We start from the raw sequence: 21,414 nt of genomic DNA on the forward strand, positions 1-21,414 counted from the left end.
GCACACATCTCTGGTAAAATGCGTATGCATTACATTAAATTGTTGCCAGGAGATAAAGTAAAATTAGAAATGAGTCCTTATGATTTAACAAAGGCTCGAATAACTTATAGATACTAATACGATGAAAGTAAGAGCATCAGTAAAGAAAAGAAGCGCAGATTGTAAAATTGTGCGTAGAAAAGGTAGACTTTACGTAATTAACAAAAAGAATCCTAGATTCAAACAAAGACAAGGATAAGCTATGGCAAGAATTGCAGGTGTAGACATACCAAAAAACAAAAGAGGAGTAATCTCTTTAACTTATATCTACGGAGTAGGTAGAAGTAGAGCAAAAGAAATTTTAGCTGCGGCTAAAGTTGATGAAAGTACAAAAGTTCAAGACTGGACCGATGACCAAATTTCTGGTATTCGTGATGCTGTTGGATCTTTTACAATCGAAGGTGAATTACGTTCTGAAACACAATTAAACATTAAGCGATTAATGGATATTGGTTGTTACAGAGGTATTCGTCATAGATCGGGGCTTCCGTTAAGGGGGCAACGTACTAAGAACAACTCTAGAACTAGAAAAGGTAGAAGAAAAACTGTTGCTAACAAAAAGAAAGCAACTAAATAATAATTAGTCTTTAGTATTTAGACGTTGGAAGGAATCTGTTTGAAATTATAATAGTTTAGGATTCTAGCGACTATCACTAAAACTAAAAGCTAAAAACAAAATGGCAAAAACAAGCACAAAAAAACGTAAAGTTATTGTTGATGCAGTTGGGGAAGCACACGTAACGGCTTCTTTCAATAACATCATCATTTCACTTACCAACAAAAAAGGAGACGTAATTTCTTGGTCTTCTGCTGGTAAAATGGGATTTAGAGGTTCTAAGAAAAACACACCTTATGCTGCTCAATTAGCTGCTGAAGATGCTGCTGGAGTAGCATCAGAAGCTGGATTGAAAAAAGTAAAGGTTTATGTAAAAGGACCAGGAAATGGTAGAGAATCTGCTATCCGTTCTATTCATAATGCAGGAATTGAAGTAACAGAAATCATTGATGTTACGCCATTACCACATAATGGATGTCGTCCTCCAAAAAGAAGAAGAGTTTAATCACGTTTTTATTAACGCGAATTAAATAAAGCAAAGCAAAAATTAATATCATCTGACACCCAGATGGTATTGATTTTTTGTATAAATTTGCAAACTGAAAAAACTAACAAGTATTAACGAGAGATCAACGATTTTCGAAGGATAAGATTAAGACCTTAATTCATAATCACTCTCAAAACAAATTTAAAATGGCAAGATATACTGGTCCTAAAACTAAAATAGCTCGTAAATTTGGCGAGGCTATCTTCGGAGATGATAAATCATTCGAAAAAAGAAATTACCCTCCGGGGCAACATGGAAACGCAAGACGTAGAGGTAAAAAATCTGAATATGCGATTCAACTTCAAGAAAAGCAAAAAGCTAAGTACACCTATGGTGTATTAGAGCGTCAATTTAGAGGCATGTTTAAAAAAGCAAGAGCTGCACAAGGAATTACTGGTGAAGTGCTTTTACAACTATGTGAATCTAGATTAGATAACGTGGTATTCAGAATGGGAGTTGCTCCTACTAGAAGTGGTGCAAGACAATTAGTTTCTCACAGACATATTACAGTAAATGGCGAATTGGTAAATATACCTTCTTACCAATTAAAAGCTGGTGATGTTGTTGCTGTAAGAGAAAAGTCAAAATCCCTTGAAGCTATCGAAAGATCGCTTTCAAACTCAAGTAACGTTTATGAATGGATTACTTGGAATTCTGATACGAAGCAAGGAACTTATGTTTCTGTGCCTGCAAGAATTCAAATTCCTGAAAACATAAACGAGCAATTCATCGTCGAATTATACTCTAAATAATAAATTATTAACATTGGTATTTGGCCAAAGGGTTTATAAGTATTTCTTCAAACTTTTAAACCGCGCAACCAAATAACAATTAAAACGAAGAAAAAAATGGCAGTATTTAATTTTCAAAAACCTGACAAAGTAATCATGATTGATTCTACTGATTTCGAAGGTAAATTCGAATTCAGACCACTAGAACCAGGTTACGGATTAACAGTAGGTAATGCATTAAGAAGAGTTTTATTATCTTCTTTAGAAGGATTTGCAATCACTTCAGTAAGAATTGAAGGTGTAGATCATGAGTTTTCAGCAATCGCTGGTGTAGTTGAAGATGTTACAGAAATCATCTTAAACTTAAAACAAGTACGTTTTAAAAGACAAATAGAAGATATTGATAACGAATCAATTTCTATTTCAATTTCAGGACAAGATAGAATTACAGCTGGAGATTTTCAAAAATTCATCTCAGGATTCCAAGTATTAAATACAGAATTAGTAATCTGTAACTTAGATCCTAAAGTGAATTTTAATATGGAAATTACTATTGAAAAAGGTAGAGGTTATGTTCCTGCAGAAGAAAATAAAAAAGCATCTGCACCAATTGGAACTATCTTTACAGATTCAATTTACACACCAATAAAAAACGTTAAGTATAGTATTGAAAACTATCGTGTTGAGCAAAAAACAGATTATGAAAAACTGGTTTTTGAAATCATCACAGATGGATCAATTACTCCGCAAGACGCTTTAACTGAAGGTGCTAAAACGTTAATTCACCACTTCATGTTATTCTCTGATGAGCGTATTACTTTAGAAGCTGATGAAATTGCACAAACTGAAACTTATGATGAAGAATCACTTCACATGAGACAGTTGCTTAAAACTAAGTTAATCGATATGGATTTATCTGTACGTGCACTTAACTGTTTGAAAGCTGCAGAAGTTGATACTTTAGGCGACTTAGTATCATTCAATAAAAATGATTTAATGAAATTCAGAAACTTCGGTAAGAAGTCTTTAACTGAGCTTGAAGAGCTTGTAAATGTTAAAGGATTAAACTTCGGAATGGATTTAAGCAAATATAAATTAGATAAAGACTAACGATTAACGATTGTTGATTTATGAATGGCGATTTTTTTAAAAACTCATTCGTAATTCTTAAATCCTAAATCAAAAATTATTATTAATCATATTTTGCTCCTCATAAAAAGAGTTTGGTAGCAAGATGATAAAACAAATGTCATGAGACACGGAAAAAAAATTAATCACTTAGGTAGACAAACAGCTCACAGAAAAGCAATGCTAGCAAATATGGCTTGTTCTTTAATCGAGCACAAACGTATTAATACAACTGTAGCTAAAGCAAAAGCTTTGAAACAATTTGTAGAGCCAATGATTACAAAATCAAAGGTTGATACAACACACAACAGACGTATAGTAATGTCTAAACTTAGACAAAAAGATGCTGTTGCAGAATTGTTTAGAGATGTTGCTGCAAAAGTAGCTGACAGACCAGGAGGTTATACAAGAATTATAAAATTAGGAAATCGTTTAGGTGATAATGCTGATATGGCAATGATAGAACTTGTTGATTATAACGAAATCTACAACGCTGGAAAAGAGAAGAAGAAAACAACTAGAAGAAGTAGAAGAGGTGGTTCTAAACCAGAAGCTGCTCCAGTTGAAACTAAAGCATCAAACGAAGAAGAATAAATGTTAATTTTCGTTAAAGAATAAAAAAAGGATAAACTATTTTAGTTTATCCTTTTTTTATTCTTTTTATTACCTATAAGTTTGTAAAATAATTAAAGAAAAGATTAAAAAAAATAAAATGAAAAAAGTGTTTTTATTAATTGGAGCGTTAGTAACAATGTGTTCTTACTCCCAAAGTAGTGAAATTATAGGTTCGGGATCCTCGGCGTCTAATATGTATGGAGGTGTTCAGGTAAGTTCTGGTTCTAATAGTGGTGTATGGATAAAGTCAACTGCGAGTAATTCAAAAGTTGAAGGCTCTTATTATTTATTTAATAATTGGGCAAATTCGGCTTCTTTTTATTTATTAGGTAATGAAGGCTATAAAATACCAAACGTTAATTTTAATGTAAGATTTAATCGTTTTGAAGCAAATATGAGTGATGACGCTTCTAAAGATTCAATTTTTGCATTTAATTCGCAATCTGTTAAAAAGGTTGTAGTTGGTAGTAAAGAATTTGTGAAAAAACAAGTTTCAGGAAAAGGTGCTAATTATTTCTTAGAAATGATTCAAGAAGGAGATAAGTTGTCGTTATTAAAATCCTATGATGCTAGTATAAGTCCTGGAACTATTAACCCAATGACACAGCAAAAAATGAAAGCTGATAAAATTGAAATAAAATCTAATTTTTATGTTGAAAAAAATGGGAGCTTAGAAGAGGTTAGGTTAAAAAAATCGACGGTTTTAAAATTAATGGCTGATAAAAAGGTAGAAATAAAAGAATTTCTTGGTGATAATGATATATCATTCAAAAATGATGCTGATATAAAGAAAATTTTCAGTTATTATAACTCAATTTAATAAATGTTAATAATCAATAATAATATAAAGGATAAACAATTTTAGTTTATCCTTTTTTTTTAGCAATTTTGCAAAACTTTTCTAAAGAACACATGAAATATCAAAAAAGACAAAAAGCCATCATTCTTCTAGCAGATGGTACTATTTTTTACGGTAAAGCAGTTGGTAATAAACAAGGAACTTCGTTTGGCGAGGTTTGTTTTAATACAGGTATGACTGGGTATCAAGAGATTTTTACAGATCCTTCATATTACGGTCAACTTATGGTAGCAACCAATGCGCATATTGGGAATTATGGTGTTAATAATGATGAAGTAGAATCCGATTCAATTAAAATAGCTGGTCTTATTGTTAAAAACTTTAGCTACGAATATTCAAGAGATGCGGCAGACGGATCCTTACTTGATTTTCTTGATAAGAATAACTTATTGGCCATTTCAGATGTAGATACCAGAGCATTGGTAAGTTATATTAGAGATAATGGGGCGATGAATGCTGTAATAAGTACCGATGTAGATAATATTGAAGGGTTAAAGAAACAATTAGCTGAAGTTCCAAATATGGAAGGTTTAGAATTAGCATCAAAAGTTTCTACCAAAGAACCATATTTTTTTGGAAATGAAAATGCAACTTACAAAGTTGCTGCTTTAGACATTGGAATAAAAAGAAATATTTTAAGAAATATAGCAAGTCGAGATGCTTATATTAAAGTGTTTCCATATAATGCTAAGTTTGAAGATTTAGAAGCCTTTAAACCAGACGGCTACTTTTTATCAAATGGCCCTGGAGATCCAGAACCTTTAGTTGAAGCTCAGGAGGTTGCTAAAGAAATTATTAAAAGAGATTTACCGTTGTTTGGTATTTGTTTAGGACATCAAGTTATTGCGAGAGCAAATGGTGTTTCAACTTATAAAATGCATAATGGGCATAGAGGTATAAATCATCCTGTAAAAAACCTGTTAACTGGTAAAGGAGAAATCACCTCTCAAAATCATGGTTTTGCTGTAAACAGAGAAGATGCTGAAGCTAATTCAGATTTAGAAATTACTCACGTTCATTTAAATGATAATACCGTGGCTGGTTTAGCAATGAAAAACAAGAAAATATTTTCTGTACAATATCATCCTGAAGCTAGCCCAGGACCACATGATTCGTCATATCTTTTCGATCAATTTATTGAAAACTTAAAAAAATAAAACGTTTAATAAACCTCATTAGTAGATTTCTATTTTTGAGGTTTATTTTTACTAAAACGTTGTAGATGTGTTTTTGTAAATTTCTTCTAAAACAACTTAAAATAAACAAGATTTAAACGTAAATTTGGAATAATTAAAAGATTAAAAACAAACCAATTATGAGTATAATAATTAATATCCACGCAAGACAAATTCTAGATTCAAGAGGGAATCCTACTGTTGAAGTAGATGTAGTAACTGAAAATAACATATTAGGTAGAGCTGCTGTACCATCAGGAGCATCAACAGGAGAACATGAAGCTGTTGAATTGCGCGATGGAGGAAAAACTTATATGGGTAAAGGTGTTTTAAAAGCTGTTAAAAATGTAAATTCTATTATTGCTGAAGAGTTATTAGGAGTTTCAGTTTTTGAACAAAACCTTATTGATAAAATGATGATTGATTTAGATGGTACACCCAATAAATCAAAATTAGGAGCTAACGCTATTTTAGGTGTGTCATTAGCAGTTGCAAAAGCGGCGGCTAATGAATTAAATATGCCTTTATATCGTTACGTAGGTGGTGTTTCAGCAAACACACTCCCTTTACCAATGATGAATATCATTAATGGTGGTTCACATAGTGATGCACCTATCGCATTCCAAGAGTTTATGATTATGCCAGTTAAGGCTAAAAATTTCACTCACGCAATGCAAATGGGAACTGAAATTTTCCACAACCTTAAAAAAGTATTACACGACAGAAACTTAAGTACTGCTGTTGGTGATGAAGGTGGTTTTGCTCCAAATTTAGCGGGTGGAACTGAAGATGCTTTAGATACTATTGCAAAAGCAGTTAAAAACGCTGGTTATAAATTTGGCGATGAAGTTAAAATTGCTTTGGATTGTGCTTCAGCAGAATTTTTTGTGAATGGGAAATATGATTACAAGAAGTTTGAAGGCGATTCAGGAGTTATAAGAACTAGTAAAGAACAAGCTGAATATTTAGCTGAATTAGCTTCTAAATATCCAATTATCTCGATTGAAGATGGTATGGATGAAAACGATTGGGAAGGTTGGAAATATTTGACTGAACTTATTGGAGATAAAGTGCAATTAGTTGGTGATGATTTATTTGTAACTAATGTTGAGCGTTTATCAAGAGGTATTAAAGAAGGAATTGCAAATTCTATTTTAATTAAAGTAAACCAAATTGGAACTTTAACTGAAACTATTGCAGCTGTAAACATGGCGCATAATGCTGGATATACTTCTGTAATGTCTCACCGTTCTGGAGAAACTGAAGATAATACTATTGCAGATTTGGCAGTAGCATTAAATACAGGTCAAATTAAAACAGGTTCTGCATCTCGTAGTGATCGTATGGCAAAATACAACCAATTACTTCGCATAGAAGAAGAGTTAGGTGAAGTTGCTTATTTTCCACAAGAAAATGCGTTTAAAATAAAGTAAACTTAAACGCTAATTGTAATATAAAAAGCCAAGTTCATTTTTGAATTTGGCTTTTTTTTTATTTTTGAATCCTTACCTTTTTTTGTGAAATATGTAAGCTTGATTCAGTTTGATGACATATATCATGTTTTAAATGTTAATTAAGTGATAAATTATAAAATTCACTTTAAAAATAGCATCATGATTACTTTAAAAGATAAGTTATTCCAGAAAATTCAAGAACACAGACCCAGAATTACGAAACTTCTTAAAAATCATGGCGATAAAGTTGTTGATCAGGTAACGGTATCACAAGTAATTGGTGGTATGCGAGGAGTTAAAAGTCTAATAACAGATATTTCTTATTTAGATCCAAATGAAGGGATTCGTTATAGAGGTTATACACTAACCGAAGTCTTAGAAAAATTACCTAAACCAGAAGATTCGGAAATGCCTTATGTAGAAGGCTTGTATCATTTATTGTTGACTGGTGAAATGCCCACAACAAAAGAAGTAGATGAGTTAATGACTAATTTTAGAAACAGACGTACTGTCCCTAATTATGTTTGGGATGTTATAGATTCTTTTCCAAGTGAAAGTCATCCAATGGCAATATTATCTGCAGCTGTAATGAGTTTAGAGCGTGAATCCCACTTTAATTTAAAGTATAAAAAAGGGCTAAATAAATTGGACTATTGGGATTCTACATATGAAGATGCTACCAATTTATTAGCAAAATTACCATTAATCGGAGCCTATATATATAATAAATTATATCATCCTAAAAAGGGACATCGTCATCCAGATCCTAATTTGGATTTAGGTGCAAATTTTGCATATATGATGGGTAAAGATAAACCCTATGATGATGTTTCAAGAATGTATTTTATCCTACATGCCGATCATGAAAGTGGTAATGTAAGTGCTCATACAGGGCATCTTGTGGCTAGTTCTTTGTCGGACGTTTATTATGCAACTTCAGCTATGATTAATGGTTTAGCAGGACCATTACATGGATTAGCAAATCAAGAAGTTTTAAGATGGCTTCAACAATTAAGAAAACAAATGGGAGGTAAATTACCTAGTGAGCAAGAATTAAAGGATTATGTTTGGGAAACGCTAAATAATGGACAAGTTATTCCAGGTTATGGACATGCAGTCTTACGCAAAACAGACCCAAGATATTCAGTACAGAGAGAGTTTTGCTTAAAACATCTTCCAGAAGATGAGCTATTTAAGTATGTAGACGCATTATATAAAGTAGTTCCAGATATTTTAAGAGAACAGGGTAAAGCAAAAAACCCATGGCCAAATGTTGATGCACAATCTGGTGTAGTACAATGGCATTACGGAGTTACACAGTATGATTTCTATACGGTATTATTTTCAATAGGAAGAGCGTTTGGAGTCTTATCAAACATTATTTGGGATAGAGCATTAGGCTATCCTTTAGAAAGACCTAAATCTATAACAACAGAAATGTTAGAAAAAATGGTTGAATTTGAGAAAGAATTATCCAATTTAAATTGAAATAACTCAATTTTTATTATTCTAATAAAACAAAAAAGTGATTATTTTTTAATAATCACTTTTTTTATTCCATCATTTTTAATAATTCTTAAATCGACGAAATCGTTGTAGATAATGCAAAAAATTTAAGAGATATTTCGTAGATTAGCGTTCCGCATAACTAAATAACACTATACAAGAAAAATATGGCAAATACAGCTACTATAGAAGTAAACGGTAAAAAACATGAATTCCCCTTAGTAAAAGGAACAGAAAACGAAGTTGCAATAGATATTTCAAGTCTAAGATCCACTACTGGAGGAGTCATAACAATTGATCCAGGTTACAAGAATACTGGGTCTTGTGAAAGTGCAATAACATTCTTAGACGGTGAAAAAGGAATTTTAAGATATCGTGGATATTCTATTGAAGAATTAGCCGAAAAAGTTGATTTTTTAGAAGTTGCATATTTATTAATCTTCGGTGAGTTACCTACCAAAGAGCAGAATGATAAATTTCATAAGGATATAAAAGCAGAATCAGTTGTAGATGAAGACATAAAAAAGATTTTAGATGCATTTCCTAAGTCGGCACACCCAATGGGTGTTATTTCTTCTTTAACTAGTGCATTAACTGCATTTAATCCTGCTTCTGTTGATGTGTCTTCGGAAGCTGAGATGTATAAGTCAGTTGTTAGAATTCTTGGTAAAATGCCTGTATTAGTTGCGTGGACTATGCGTAAAAAACAAGGTCAGCCTTTAGATTATGGAGATAATACGCTTGGTTATGTTGAGAATATTCTGAAAATGATGTTTTCTAGACCGAACAGTTGTTATGTTCAAAACCCTGTTTTAGTTGATGCTTTGGATAAGTTATTAATATTGCATGCAGATCATGAACAAAATTGTTCAACATCTACTGTAAGAATCGTCGGTTCTTCCCATGCTGGTTTATTTGCATCAATTTCTGCTGGAATATCTGCATTATGGGGGCCACTTCATGGTGGGGCAAACCAAGCAGTAATAGAAATGTTAGAAGCTATTCAAGCGGATGGCGGTGATACTAAAAAATACATGGAGAAAGCCAAAGATAAAAATGATCCCTTTAGATTAATGGGCTTTGGACATCGTGTTTACAAAAATTTTGACCCTAGAGCTAAAATTATTAAGAAAGCTGCTGATCAAGTATTACATGATTTAGGTGTAGAAGATCCCATACTAGAAATAGCTAAAGGACTTGAAAAAGAAGCTTTAGAAGACCCGTATTTTGTAGATAGAAAACTTTATCCTAATGTAGATTTTTATTCAGGTATCATATATAGAGCTATGGAAATACCAACGGAAATGTTTACTGTAATGTTTGCAATTGGTCGTTTACCAGGTTGGATTGCACAATGGAGAGAAATGCGTTTGAAAAAAGAACCAATAGGAAGGCCAAGACAAATATATGTTGGTGCACCTGCAAGAAAGTTTGTGCCAGTTGAGGAAAGGTAGAGTTAAAATAAATTATATTATTATTAAGCTTCATGAAAATTTCATGAAGCTTTTTCTTTTTTGCAGCATTATTTTAAGAATAATGTAGAATGTCTTTTATTATTCTTAGTTTTGGAAAATATTATTTGATGGTATTTTTATCCTAAAGTATGATGAAATTAAATGTTAAAAATGAAATTTCTAGATTGCGGGTTGTTATCCTAGGAACGGCAGAAAGCAATGGACCAATTCCGAAAGTTGAGGATTGTTATGACCCAAAAAGTAGGGAACACGTTTTGGCTGGCACATATCCATCAGAAGAAGATATGATTAAAGAAATGGATGCCGTAGCTAAGGTTTTTGAGAAATACGATGTTAAGGTTTTCAGGCCTAAAGTTTTAATGGATTGTAATCAGATTTTTACGAGAGATATAGCTTTTGTAATTGATGATAAGGTGATTCGTGCCAATATTTTACCCGAAAGAGAACAAGAAATTGAAGCTATCAGATATGTTTGGAATCAAATTGATAGAAAAAATAGAATATTACTACCTCCAGCATGTCACGTGGAAGGCGGTGATGTTATGCCATGGAATGACTATATTTTTATGGGTACTTATTCTGGTAAAGATTATTCCGAATTAATTACGGCCAGAACTAATACTGATGCTGTAATTGCCATTCAAGAGTTGTTTCCAGAAAAAATTGTAAAATCATTTGAGCTTAGAAAATCAAATACAAATGCCAAAGAAAATGCTTTACATTTAGATTGCTGTTTTAATCCTTTAGGAAAGGGAAAAGCTATCATTCATAAAAACGGATTTTTAATTGAAGAAGAGTATAATTGGTTAATTGATTTTTTTGGAAAAGAAAACGTTTTTGAAATTACTAAAGATGAAATGTACCAAATGTGTAGTAATGTGTTTTCAATTTCGGAAGATGTCATTATTTCAGAACGAAACTTTACAAGACTTAACATGTGGTTGAGAGCACAAGGATTTACAGTTGAAGAAGTCCCTTATGCCGAAATTGGGAAACAAGAAGGTTTATTGCGTTGTACTACAATGCCGTTAATTCGAGATTAAATATAAAATGAAACAAACTACAAATACCATTTTAATGATTCGTCCAGTAAATTTTAGGATGAATGAGCAAACGGCTGTTAATAATTACTATCAAGAAGTAATTGATGGAGTTTTGCCGGAAACTATAAATACTAAGGCCCAGCGAGAATTTGACGCTTATGTTGAAAAATTAAAGGCTATTGGCGTTAATGTGATTGTTGTAAATGATAATACAGGAACAGATACACCAGATTCTATTTTTCCAAATAACTGGGTGTCGTTTCATGAAAATGGCGATGTTGGTTTATATCCAATGTTTGCTGAAAACAGACGTTTAGAGCGACGTGAAGATATTCTTGAAACTTTGGAAGAAAAAGGTTTTGTAATTAATAACATTGTTGATTATACAAGTGCCGAAGCTGAACATGTATTTTTGGAAGGAACTGGTAGTGTTATTTTAGACCGAGAAAATAGAAAAGCGTATTGTGCTTTATCACCTCGAGCAGATGAAGATTTATTTATAGAGTTTTGTGAAGATTTTGAGTATTCGCCAGTTGTATTTAATGCTTATCAAACTGTAAATGGTGAGCGCAAAGCCATTTACCATACAAATGTTATGATGTGTATTGGTGAAACTTTTGCCGTGATTTGCTTGAGTTGTATTGATGATAAAAAGGAACGCAAGCAGGTGATTAAACATCTTAAAGAAGATGGTAAATCCATTATTGATATTACTGAAGCACAGTTGACTAATTTTGCTGGTAATATGCTACAGGTAAGAGGAACGAATGATGAACGCTATTTAATTATGAGTCAGACTGCTTTTGATAGCCTTACCAGTTTTCAAATAAAAACGCTCGAAAAGCACACTAAAATTTTATCGAGTTCCTTGGAGACTATTGAGACTTGCGGTGGTGGTAGTGCCCGTTGCATGATGGCCGAAGTGTTTTTGCCTAACCAGTAATTTGGCGGACAGGTGCGTTAGGGATTGGAGCATTTGTTGAAGCTCTTTTTGCGTTGTTGCACCCCTGCCTGCCGGCAGGCAGGTATGCAACGCAAAAAAGCGACTGCGGAAAGCCCGACCCTTGTGGTAATGCCCAAATAATTACTTAAAATATTTTTTGAAATTTAAGCTGAAGGCCTAGATTTTGGAAGCTGTACATAAAATGTACTACCCTGGCCTCTGGTGCTTTCTACCCATATTTTACCTTGATTTAATTCTACCAATTCTTTACAAATTGAAAGTCCTAAACCGGTTCCTTTTTCGTTATCAGTACCCATGGTGGTAAACGAGCTATTGTTAAAAAGGCGTCCTATGTTTTCTTTTGAAATACCAATGCCCGTATCTGCAATACTAACTATACAAGTGCCATTACTTATGTGGTTAGAAATGGTAATGGTATCGCCGCTTTTACAAAATTTAAGAGCATTTGCGAGCAGGTTTTGTACAACAATTTCGAACATACTTCTGTCGGCATAGGCAAAATCTCGTAAGGAATGATCAATTAATTCAATGCCTTTATTTTCCATGCGTTGTTCGATAAGTTTTACTTTGTTTTCAAAAACTTCTTGGATATCGAACAAGCTTGGTTTAGGCTCTAACGATTGCATTTGAGATTTAGACCAGTTAAGCAGGTTGAAAAGGAGCAATGACGCATTGTTTGCATTTTCACTTAATTCTGGAATTAAATCATCGAATTCTTCGCGCGATAATGAGCCGTCTTTTAATAAATCTATAAAGCCATTAATGGATGAAAGTGAATCTTTTAAATCGTGAGAAACAATTGAGAAGAGCTTGTCTTTTACATTGTTTACATTCTCAAGATGCTTGGTTTGTTCTGCAAAAGCTTCGTTTTGAAGTTCGATTTTAATATTTTTCTCCTCTAGTTCTTGCATGTGCCTAATAATACTGTTTCGTTTTAAATAAATTAAAACTAATAGAGCTGAAACAACAATAAGTGCAGCTGCTAAACCATATAGAATAAGTTTATATTTTTCTAACGTTCTATTTTCAAGTGGTTTTAATACGCTTGTTGGCTGTGTAGGTTTTGTTTCTTGAATTTTATCAAGGTTTGGGTTAACAACTAAATCTGTGGTTGATTGAGGTTGAAAATTTAATTTAACCTCATTTTTTTTAAGGCTATTACTTAATTCGTAATACTCGCGTTGCCAAATAAAAGCACTATCAAAGCGACTTCTTGTAGAGTCTAAAGCCCGCATGAGTTTATAGTGCTTTAATAATTCAGTTTTGTTATTTAGGTTTTTTGCAATTTCTCCAGCCTCCAGAAGTTGTTTTTCAGCTATTTTTAATCTCCCTTGTTGTAAATTTAAATCGCCTAAATTATTTAAAGCCAATAACAAACCTGTTTTATTATTGGTGCGTGTGTTTATGTTGTAGCCTTGTATTAAGAATTTTGTAGCTTTATTGTAGTCATGAAATTTTAAATATTCGCCACCTAGTTTTGGGAATATTAATCCGCGAATAGAATCATTGTCCGATTGCTTATTGTCTAGCACTTTTTCGTAATATTCAATAGCTTTTCTATGTTCTTTTTTATTTGAATAAAGTTCGGCTAGTTTTATTTGAGATTCATTAATGCCCTGAACATCATCTAATTTTATTTGAACATTTAAAGCTTTTTCATAATATTCAATTGCTTTTTCGAACAATTTAATGCTGTAGTATGCTTTTGCTAGGTTGCTATATGCTAAGTTTAGTTCAGAATTAAGGTTTCTTTTTTCAAGTTCTTTTATAGCAGATAATGAAAATTCTAAACCTTTGTTGAAATTGCCTCTTTTTATTTCTATTAACCCAATGCTGTTATTAACTTTTGCTATACTTAGTGTGTCTTTTAATGAGCTAAATAGTTTTTTTGATTTATCATAACCACTAATGGCATTTAAATAGTCATTTTTTTGAGCGTATATTAAAGCTTTGTAGTAAGTAATTTCGGCAATACCCTTTTTATAATTTAAAGAATTAGATAGTTTTTCACTTTCTATAATATATTTAATAGCCCGGTCGTACTCGCTAATTTCATATAGGCCTTTAATGAGTTTTAAAGATGTTTCTACTTTAAGAGAGTCCTGTTCTTGGAAAGCTAATTCTAAGGCAAGACTATCTATATCATTAGTTTGCGAAAAACTAATGCATACAGTTAGCATTATTATGAAAGTAAATAATCTCCTCATTTATAACTTCAAATCATAACTACCCATAAAGCAAGTAAAAGGAGTCTTAAATTTTTGAGGAAAAGTAAGATTGCTTTAGTTGGTTATAATTACTTGTTAGTTTAAATTGTTTTATCCTAAAAAAAAGGATTAATAGCATTACCACGCAAAAGTTGAAAAAAGGATAATTAAAATCTAATTTCTGCGTTTTACTACCAATAAATTAGTTGAATGGAATCCCTGAAAATGGACTAAAAACCGACGAATAGATAAACGGTAAAAATCATGGAAAAAGAGCATTTTTATTGTATAAATTCTTCTGTATGCTTCTTGTTTTGAATATTTTTTTGTATGATAAGGGTTTTTATAGTTTTTATGCTAGAAGTAACTAAAAAAGCTCCTCCATTTGAGATTAATTATTCGTTGAATAAAATTAGTTGGAATTATAAATTTCAAAAGCAGGAAGTGCTTTAAAATTAAAATCAAATAAGCATTGGTTTTCCCAAGCACTTCCATTAGTAGAAGTTGTTACATTACCAGTAAAGGCGACCCAATCTGGTGCCCAATAACAAAAGCCTAAACCCTTATTATTCGGAATTTTTTTAATTATTGAAACCATCCATTCTAAATATGCTTTTTGCCCTTCTGGAGTGGCAGGAAATTCAGTGAGAATTTGGTTTTTGTCGCCTATATAATTAATGCTATTATCATTCCATTCTAATGTAAATCGGTAAGCAATTTCAACCATTAAAATGTCTTTATTAAAAGTTAGTGCTAACTCATTTATTTTAGATTGAACTAAACTTAAATCCTTAATTTGAAACTGTGGATAATAAGATAATCCAATGATATCAAACTCTAAATCAAAAGGCTTTCCTAGAGCATTTTTATAGGGGATATTATAAGATTCTAATTCTGACTGAAACGATAAATCCATGCCTTTATAAAAAACAGGTTCTGCTTCTGTTATGTTCTCATCATTAGTTGAAGAGCAACTAAAAATAAAACAAACAATAACAATAAAAATTAAATACTTCTTCATACCCCTCGAATATAATCAATTTCATAATAATTCGAAGTTATACTTGATTTAAAAATTCTATCTTTGCAGCCTTAAAAATGAGTAAAATGAGCCTTCAAGAAACGTTATCCAAATACGTAAAACAAGCTGTGAAATCAGTTTTTAGCATTGACTTAGAAACGGTTGAATTTCAAGCAACAAGGAAAGAATTCTCAGGAGATATTACTGTTGTTATTTTTCCAATGTTACGTTTTGTAAAAGGAAATCCTGTGCAAATTGGAGAAACTATTGGTAATTATTTAGTTGAGCATGTTAATCACGTAAAAGCATTTAATGTGGTTAAAGGTTTTTTGAATGTTGAAATAAGTGATGCTTACTATATCGAGTTTTTCAATGAAATAAAAGATGATATTAGATACGGTTTAGTTGCACCAAAAGCTGGAGAGAAAGCTGTTATGGTTGAGTATTCTTCACCTAACACAAACAAACCATTACATTTAGGACACGTAAGAAACAACCTTTTAGGGTATAGTGTTGCCGAAATTTTAAAAGCTTCAGGAAAGAAGGTTTACAAAACTCAAATTATTAATGATAGAGGTATTCATATTTGTAAAAGTATGTTGGCTTGGGAGAAATTCGGAAAGGGCGAGACGCCTGAATCAACTGGGTTGAAAGGTGATAAGTTAGTTGGGAATTACTATGTAAAATTCGATCAAGAATATAAGAAGGAAATTAAAAATTTGGTTTCAAAAGGTAGTTCAGAAGATGATGCAAAAAAGAATGCACCGTTGTTAATTGAAGCACAAAACATGCTTTTAAAATGGGAAGCTGGAGATAAAGAAGTGGTAGCACTTTGGAAAAAAATGAATGGCTGGGTTTATGATGGTTTTGGTGAAACGTACAAAAAATTAGGTGTTGATTTTGATACTTTATATTATGAAAGTAATACCTATTTATTAGGGAAAGAATTTGTTGCCGAAGGCTTAAAGTCGGGTGTTTTTGAAAAAGAAAAAGATGGTTCGGTTTGGTGTGATTTAACTGACGATGGATTGGATAAAAAAATAGTTCAACGTTCTGATGGTACTGCGGTTTACATGACTCAAGATATTGGTACTGCCATACAGCGTATTAAAGATTTTCCTGATGTTGGCGGAATGGTTTACACGGTAGGGAATGAGCAAGATTATCACTTTCAAGTGTTGTTTTTAATCTTGAAAAAACTTGGTTTCGAGTGGGCAAAAAATCTATATCATTTAAGTTATGGAATGGTTGATTTGCCAAGCGGAAAAATGAAAAGTAGAGAGGGAACTGTTGTTGATGCAGACGATTTAATTGACGACATGGCTTCTACAGCTGAAGAGATTTCAGAAGAATTGGGTAAACTTGATGGGTATTCCATTGAAGAAAAGAAAGCTCTTTACAAAACGATTGGTTTAGGTGCATTGAAATATTACATCTTAAAAGTAGATCCTAAAAAGCGTATTTTATTTGACCCAAAAGAATCCATCGATTTTCAAGGAAATACAGGGCCGTTCATCCAATATACCTATGCACGAATTCAATCTATTTTAAGAAAAGCAGATTTTGATTGGTCCATTAGCGTTGATGTACCATTGCATTCCAAAGAAAAGGAACTTTTAAAACAGTTGCAATTGTTCCCAGAAGTTGTTCAAAATGCTGCCGATAATCATAGTCCCGCATTAATAGCGAATTATACTTACGAATTGGTGAAATTATATAATTCCTTTTTCCAAAACGTTTCCATTTTTGGAGCTGATAATGGCACAGAAAAAACATTTAGGGTACAACTTTCTCATGTAGTTGCAATTACTATTAAAAATAGTTTCACATTACTTGGTATTCAGGTTCCAGAAAGGATGTAAATTTTATTTCTGCCCTTTTTTAAATCCATATAGGTTTTGGTGAATAAAATCTTTAGGAAATTTATCATCGCCTTTAAACCCAATTTCTACAGTTCCGCTGTCTTCAGGTATGTAATTGGTTTTAAAAATATAATCCCAAAGACTTAAGCTGATGCCATAATTAACACCATAAGTTCCTTTTGGCAAAACGTAGGCATGATGGTATAAATGCATCACAGGGTTATTGAAAATATACTTTAATGGTCCCCAAGTAATTTTAACGTTTGAGTGGTTTAAGTGGCCTATAGCTATGGCAATAAAATGCACTATGTAAGCCTGTTCGGGTTCAAAACCACCAAGAAGCATTACGCCAAAGGTTTTAAGTGGTTTATATAGAATATTTTCCATCCAATGGTATCTTAAATGCGCCGCAAATCCCATTTCTTTTACACTATGGTGTACTTTATGAAACTTCCATAAAAACCCAAATTTATGCAGTAAAACATGCGTAAACCATTGTACAAAATCAAGAATAATAAAGAAAACCAACAATTGTAACCAAGGTGCCCACTGAGCAATATCAAATAGTGCTATGCTTTTGGCAGTTATGTTGAATTCACCAAATAGCAATCCTAAAATCTTATAAATACCACTTATTACTATGGAGAATATGAAAAAATTAAAGTACATATAGAATGCATCCAGCCAAAAATCGCGTCTAAAAATGGATTGTTCTTTCCTCCATGGAAAGCCAATTTCTAAAAGCCAAACAAAAAGAGAGATAGCCGTAAGTCCCCAAAAATAATTTGTGTACCACGGAACCTCAAAAATTATAGATTTCCATGTCCAATTCAATGTTCCTGTAAAAGCACTTATAAATGCGTCTAAATATTTTTCCATTTTTAATCGTTTTATTATTTAATACTAATCACTTAGTTTATACCAATCTATATCTGTTAATACCATTCGTCTCCCTTTTGCAATCGGGGGATAATTTGTCACTAAATAGTTGACAATAACATCTTGATTTTTTCCTAAATCCCAAAGATTTTGAGTTTCCTGCATCCATTTAATCGTTTCATTCCACCGTTCAGTAGTCATTCGGTTTTGTGTGACTAATTTTGATGAATGACAATTAGTGCAATTATTAACAACGGTCATCAATCCATCGGCATCAACTAAACCAGTTCTAACATGAATCCCGTTTTCAATCCTGTCTTCATCAATTTCAACTGGAACCATAACAACAGTTTCTGGTTTTGAATTAAAATCAAAGAAACTTGGATTGATTGTATAATAAACTAATCCACCTCCAGTAATAACAAACAGACTAACCAAAATTATCAATAACCGATAAACTTTGCTTACTTGATTTCTGAACGTTTTTTCTTTGTCCATTTATTGTACTTTAATCGCAATTCTATGGCAGGCATTATTTAAATACCCTTTCGGGTTCCATCCTGGTAATAACATTGGTTGTGAAATTCCATTCGTGTCAGTTGCTTTAGCCCAAACCTCATAATAACCCGGTTTTGGAAAACTTACTGAAGCTGAGAAATGTTGCCATGCCAATCGATTACTAGGTTTTTCAATAGTGCATGTTTTCCAAGTAGAACCAAAATCAATTGAATATTCCATTTTAGAAACCTCAAGTTCTCCAGCCCAAGCATGTCCTCTAATATTTAGAAGTTCTCCGTTATTAATCATTGCCCCAGTTTTAGGATAAGTAATTAATGATTTTACAGGCATTGATTCAATAATGCACATGTCTTCATCTTTTACTTTTTCTCCTGGTGAAACTGGTTCACAAGGAATTCTATATGCGGTGCCAGTCATTTTTGGACCATCATGAATTTTATTTCGAACACTTATTTTATTCACCCATTTGCCAGAAACCGAAGCAGGCCATCCGCCTGCAACTAAACGCAACGGATATCCATGTACTAAAGGAATATCTTCACCATTCATTTTAAATGCTAAAATAGTTTCATCTTGTAGTGCTTTTGACATTGGACAACCTCTTGAAATAGGTTCTTTGTCAGGGTCCATACTTAAGTGCTTGTCTGTAGCGTGATAGCCAATATAAACGGCATCATTTTTTATGCCAACATCTTCTAAAATATCACTTAAACGAACACCCGTCCAAGATGCGCAATGTACGGCGCCAACTGTCCATTGGTTTCCTTTAGCAGGTGGGTCAAATTCACTACGACCATTGCCACCACATTCTAAAGTTAATTGATATGTATGGTGCTTAAACTTTGATTTTAATTCGGCTAGAGTGTATGTTTTTTTATTTTTAACAGATTCGCCCTCAATAGTTAATGACCATGATTTTGAGTCAATATCTTCAGGAACCAATCCATTATTTCTAATAAACATGCATGAATTTGGTGTAATTTTATCATCCAATAAATGAGCTTGCGCCTCAATATTCCAAGGTTTATCGTTTAGTACAATCATTTCCTTGTTCTTATTGAACATTTTAAAAGGGTCCGGGTCTTGTAGGGCCAATGGTGTGTAGCCTTTAAGCATTTGCGAACCAAAAACTAATTCTGTTCCTATTAGTGTAGCAAACGAACTTAATGTTGCTCTTTTTACAAAATCTCTTCTTTTCAATTTGGATAAAATTAATGGTTTCTAAAATAAACAACATCACAAATTACAAATTCAAAAACTCATGCTCTGTAACTAATGTTACAATTGCTTTAAAAATAAGTTTTCAAACTTTTACAGCTAATCAATATTAATGTTTTTCATTGAGTATTAAAATGATAAACATCAGTTTGTTAATGTAGTAATCAATCTGATGCATATCAGCTTATTATACTTTAAAAAGTAATATTATTGAATATGGTAATTAGCTTATGTAACAGATGTTACAAAAAAACGCTTATTGTCATGGTATATTAGCTTTTTCGTCAATCATTGGAGATGTATTAGGTATATATTTCAAAAAGTCTAAATACAATAATATACTACGGATTGGATGGTTAATTCAGAAGTTAAAAGATAATAAAAAAACAAATGAAAAGAGATTTCGAAACTAGTTTTACAGGGTGGTCTTTTATTGTAGCAGCATTGTTGTTATGGTTAGGCTGGGCATTTTCACCGCATCACATTGGTGAGTATATTGTTGCATCAGATTTTGCAGAAATTGGTAAGGATGTTTGGTACTGGATTTGGATGTATCGCATTCATATTTTTGGATGGGTAACCATGGGTATTGCTATGTTTGCTCTGGTTTCAATAACGGCACGTAAACCGTATCGCGTACTTGTTTTACCTGGGGCTGGAATGGTCATTATTGGAACGTTTACTTTGGCTATTGCCAATGCTTATTTTTATAATTTTGGAGCTTGGGGTGTTGGGCAAACAATGGGTAAGTCGGCAGCTGAAATTCAAGCGTTTGTTGATAATATTTTGTATACCAACCAGTACGTAACATGTTTTATACGATTTGGGCGTGTTTTTTCTGGAGTTGGATTAGTATTGCTAGGCGTTGCCTTATTTAAATGGAAAATAGTAAGTGTTTGGTTAGGTTGGTTTACAGCCATATTAGGATTGCTATCAATGGGCATTATTATGGGTATTCCTGATAACTATGAAATCTACAAACCAATGTTTCATGTAAAAGTTATATGGTTGGTAATGATGGGCATTATGATACTTAAGCAAGGGGTTAATATACCTGAATCAAAGGATTTATAGGCCAGACGATCGTTAGAATTGATATCAAGTGTAACGCATATTCCTTATCATAAAATCTCTTATTACCTTTTTTAAAAGTGTACTCTAAAACTAACATTTGGAGTGATTCCTAAAGACCTATTTTCAACAGGATTTATTTCATTGCTTTCGTCTAAAGTGTAGTATTTATTGATGATATTGCTTTTGTTTAGTATATTCCAAATAGAAGCTCCGATAGTCGCCCTAGTTGATTCAGAAATATTAAAAGCATAAGTTGCTGAACAGTCTGCGCGCAAATAATCATCTAATCTACTGCTGTTTGGTGAAGCGTAAGTGATAATATTGTCGTTTGAATCATCGTCAATAGCAGGTTTCGTATTTGGTATTCCAGAATGCCAATTTAATCCCGCTGCGAACTTAATTTTTCCAGATGTGTATGTGCTAGCAAAGGTTATAGCATGCGTAATATCTGAGTTGTTAGGGAATTTTTTACCATCATTTAAATTATCAAAAGTGTAGTTGTTATTGCTGTAAGAGTAAGAAACCCAACTACTCACAACATC

At 32.5% G+C, this 21,414-nt stretch carries 21 protein-coding genes and 1 pseudogene; 16 read left to right on the forward strand and 6 right to left on the reverse strand.

The window, feature by feature from the left end:
* The 14 genes from infA to ctlX form a co-directional block, all read left to right on the forward strand.
* A partial coding sequence (infA, locus tag WBN21_RS04440; protein ID WP_424198101.1) for a translation initiation factor IF-1 occupies positions 1 to 117 on the forward strand: 117 nt, incomplete at its 5' end.
* Positions 118 to 121: 4 nt separating this feature from the next.
* Positions 122 to 238, forward strand: coding sequence for a type B 50S ribosomal protein L36 (ykgO, locus tag WBN21_RS04445; protein ID WP_013305171.1), 117 nt, complete (start codon positions 122 to 124; stop codon positions 236 to 238).
* A gap of 3 nt (positions 239 to 241) precedes the next feature.
* On the forward strand, positions 242 to 616 hold the full coding sequence (rpsM, locus tag WBN21_RS04450; RefSeq protein ID WP_424198084.1) for a 30S ribosomal protein S13: 375 nt from the start codon (positions 242 to 244) through the stop codon (positions 614 to 616).
* Between the two features lie 100 nt (positions 617 to 716).
* Positions 717 to 1,100 (forward strand): 30S ribosomal protein S11, encoded by a 384-nt coding sequence (gene rpsK, locus WBN21_RS04455; RefSeq protein ID WP_298495317.1) that lies wholly within the window; start codon positions 717 to 719, stop codon positions 1,098 to 1,100.
* A gap of 188 nt (positions 1,101 to 1,288) precedes the next feature.
* Positions 1,289 to 1,894, forward strand: a complete 606-nt coding sequence (gene rpsD / locus WBN21_RS04460; RefSeq protein ID WP_424198085.1) for a 30S ribosomal protein S4 — start codon at positions 1,289 to 1,291, stop codon at positions 1,892 to 1,894.
* A gap of 96 nt (positions 1,895 to 1,990) precedes the next feature.
* Positions 1,991 to 2,983 (forward strand): DNA-directed RNA polymerase subunit alpha, encoded by a 993-nt coding sequence (locus tag WBN21_RS04465; RefSeq protein ID WP_298555360.1) that lies wholly within the window; start codon positions 1,991 to 1,993, stop codon positions 2,981 to 2,983.
* Between the two features lie 141 nt (positions 2,984 to 3,124).
* Positions 3,125 to 3,595 carry a 50S ribosomal protein L17 gene (gene rplQ, locus WBN21_RS04470; RefSeq protein WP_424198086.1) on the forward strand — a complete coding sequence of 157 codons (471 nt, stop codon included), beginning with the start codon at positions 3,125 to 3,127 and terminating at the stop codon, positions 3,593 to 3,595.
* 118 nt (positions 3,596 to 3,713) lie between these two features.
* Complete coding sequence (locus tag WBN21_RS04475; protein WP_424198087.1) at positions 3,714 to 4,436, forward strand: hypothetical protein; 723 nt, start codon at positions 3,714 to 3,716, stop codon at positions 4,434 to 4,436.
* Between the two features lie 92 nt (positions 4,437 to 4,528).
* Positions 4,529 to 5,632, forward strand: coding sequence for a glutamine-hydrolyzing carbamoyl-phosphate synthase small subunit (carA, locus tag WBN21_RS04480; RefSeq protein WP_424198088.1), 1,104 nt, complete (start codon positions 4,529 to 4,531; stop codon positions 5,630 to 5,632).
* A 158-nt stretch (positions 5,633 to 5,790) separates the two neighbouring features.
* Positions 5,791 to 7,083 (forward strand): phosphopyruvate hydratase, encoded by a 1,293-nt coding sequence (gene eno, locus WBN21_RS04485; RefSeq protein WP_424198089.1) that lies wholly within the window; start codon positions 5,791 to 5,793, stop codon positions 7,081 to 7,083.
* Between the two features lie 180 nt (positions 7,084 to 7,263).
* Positions 7,264 to 8,592: a citrate (Si)-synthase gene (locus tag WBN21_RS04490; RefSeq protein WP_424198090.1), complete on the forward strand. Its 1,329-nt coding sequence runs from the start codon at positions 7,264 to 7,266 to the stop codon at positions 8,590 to 8,592.
* A 185-nt stretch (positions 8,593 to 8,777) separates the two neighbouring features.
* Complete coding sequence (locus WBN21_RS04495) at positions 8,778 to 10,064, forward strand: citrate synthase (protein ID WP_424198091.1); 1,287 nt, start codon at positions 8,778 to 8,780, stop codon at positions 10,062 to 10,064.
* A 149-nt stretch (positions 10,065 to 10,213) separates the two neighbouring features.
* Entirely contained in the window at positions 10,214 to 11,128 is a 915-nt protein-coding gene (locus WBN21_RS04500) for a dimethylarginine dimethylaminohydrolase family protein (protein WP_424198092.1), read from the forward strand.
* Positions 11,129 to 11,135: 7 nt separating this feature from the next.
* On the forward strand, positions 11,136 to 12,071 hold the full coding sequence (gene ctlX, locus WBN21_RS04505; protein ID WP_424198093.1) for a citrulline utilization hydrolase CtlX: 936 nt from the start codon (positions 11,136 to 11,138) through the stop codon (positions 12,069 to 12,071).
* 164 nt (positions 12,072 to 12,235) lie between these two features.
* Here the strand turns inward: ctlX and WBN21_RS04510 are convergent, their stop codons facing one another.
* Together WBN21_RS04510 and WBN21_RS04515 are read right to left on the reverse strand one after the other, a co-directional pair.
* Positions 12,236 to 14,272, reverse strand: coding sequence for a tetratricopeptide repeat-containing sensor histidine kinase (locus WBN21_RS04510; RefSeq protein ID WP_424198094.1), 2,037 nt, complete (start codon positions 14,270 to 14,272; stop codon positions 12,236 to 12,238).
* A 439-nt stretch (positions 14,273 to 14,711) separates the two neighbouring features.
* Positions 14,712 to 15,320 (reverse strand): glycosyl hydrolase 53 family protein, encoded by a 609-nt coding sequence (locus tag WBN21_RS04515; RefSeq protein ID WP_424198095.1) that lies wholly within the window; start codon positions 15,318 to 15,320, stop codon positions 14,712 to 14,714.
* Positions 15,321 to 15,406: 86 nt separating this feature from the next.
* Here WBN21_RS04515 and argS point away from each other — a divergent pair, with 86 nt between their 5' ends.
* Positions 15,407 to 17,182: an arginine--tRNA ligase gene (gene argS, locus WBN21_RS04520; RefSeq protein WP_424198096.1), complete on the forward strand. Its 1,776-nt coding sequence runs from the start codon at positions 15,407 to 15,409 to the stop codon at positions 17,180 to 17,182.
* A 3-nt stretch (positions 17,183 to 17,185) separates the two neighbouring features.
* Here the strand turns inward: argS and WBN21_RS04525 are convergent, their stop codons facing one another.
* From WBN21_RS04525 to WBN21_RS04535, 3 genes are read right to left on the reverse strand one after another with little or no spacing between them, the layout of a single operon-like run.
* Positions 17,186 to 18,061 carry a sterol desaturase family protein gene (locus WBN21_RS04525; RefSeq protein WP_424198097.1) on the reverse strand — a complete coding sequence of 292 codons (876 nt, stop codon included), beginning with the start codon at positions 18,059 to 18,061 and terminating at the stop codon, positions 17,186 to 17,188.
* Between the two features lie 24 nt (positions 18,062 to 18,085).
* Complete coding sequence (locus WBN21_RS04530) at positions 18,086 to 18,559, reverse strand: monoheme cytochrome C (RefSeq protein WP_424198098.1); 474 nt, start codon at positions 18,557 to 18,559, stop codon at positions 18,086 to 18,088.
* Positions 18,560 to 19,780 (reverse strand): sulfite oxidase, encoded by a 1,221-nt coding sequence (locus WBN21_RS04535; RefSeq protein WP_424198099.1) that lies wholly within the window; start codon positions 19,778 to 19,780, stop codon positions 18,560 to 18,562.
* A gap of 408 nt (positions 19,781 to 20,188) precedes the next feature.
* Here WBN21_RS04535 and WBN21_RS04540 point away from each other — a divergent pair, with 408 nt between their 5' ends.
* The gene (locus tag WBN21_RS04540; protein WP_424198100.1) at positions 20,189 to 20,872 is read left to right on the forward strand and encodes a hypothetical protein; all 684 of its coding nucleotides are present in this window, start codon (positions 20,189 to 20,191) and stop codon (positions 20,870 to 20,872) included.
* A 71-nt stretch (positions 20,873 to 20,943) separates the two neighbouring features.
* Here WBN21_RS04540 and WBN21_RS04545 read toward each other — a convergent pair.
* Positions 20,944 to 21,414, reverse strand: a pseudogene (locus WBN21_RS04545) (TonB-dependent receptor); the annotation flags it as partial.

This window comes from Algibacter sp., assembly GCF_049667265.1.
Lineage (GTDB): Bacteria > Bacteroidota > Bacteroidia > Flavobacteriales > Flavobacteriaceae > Algibacter_B.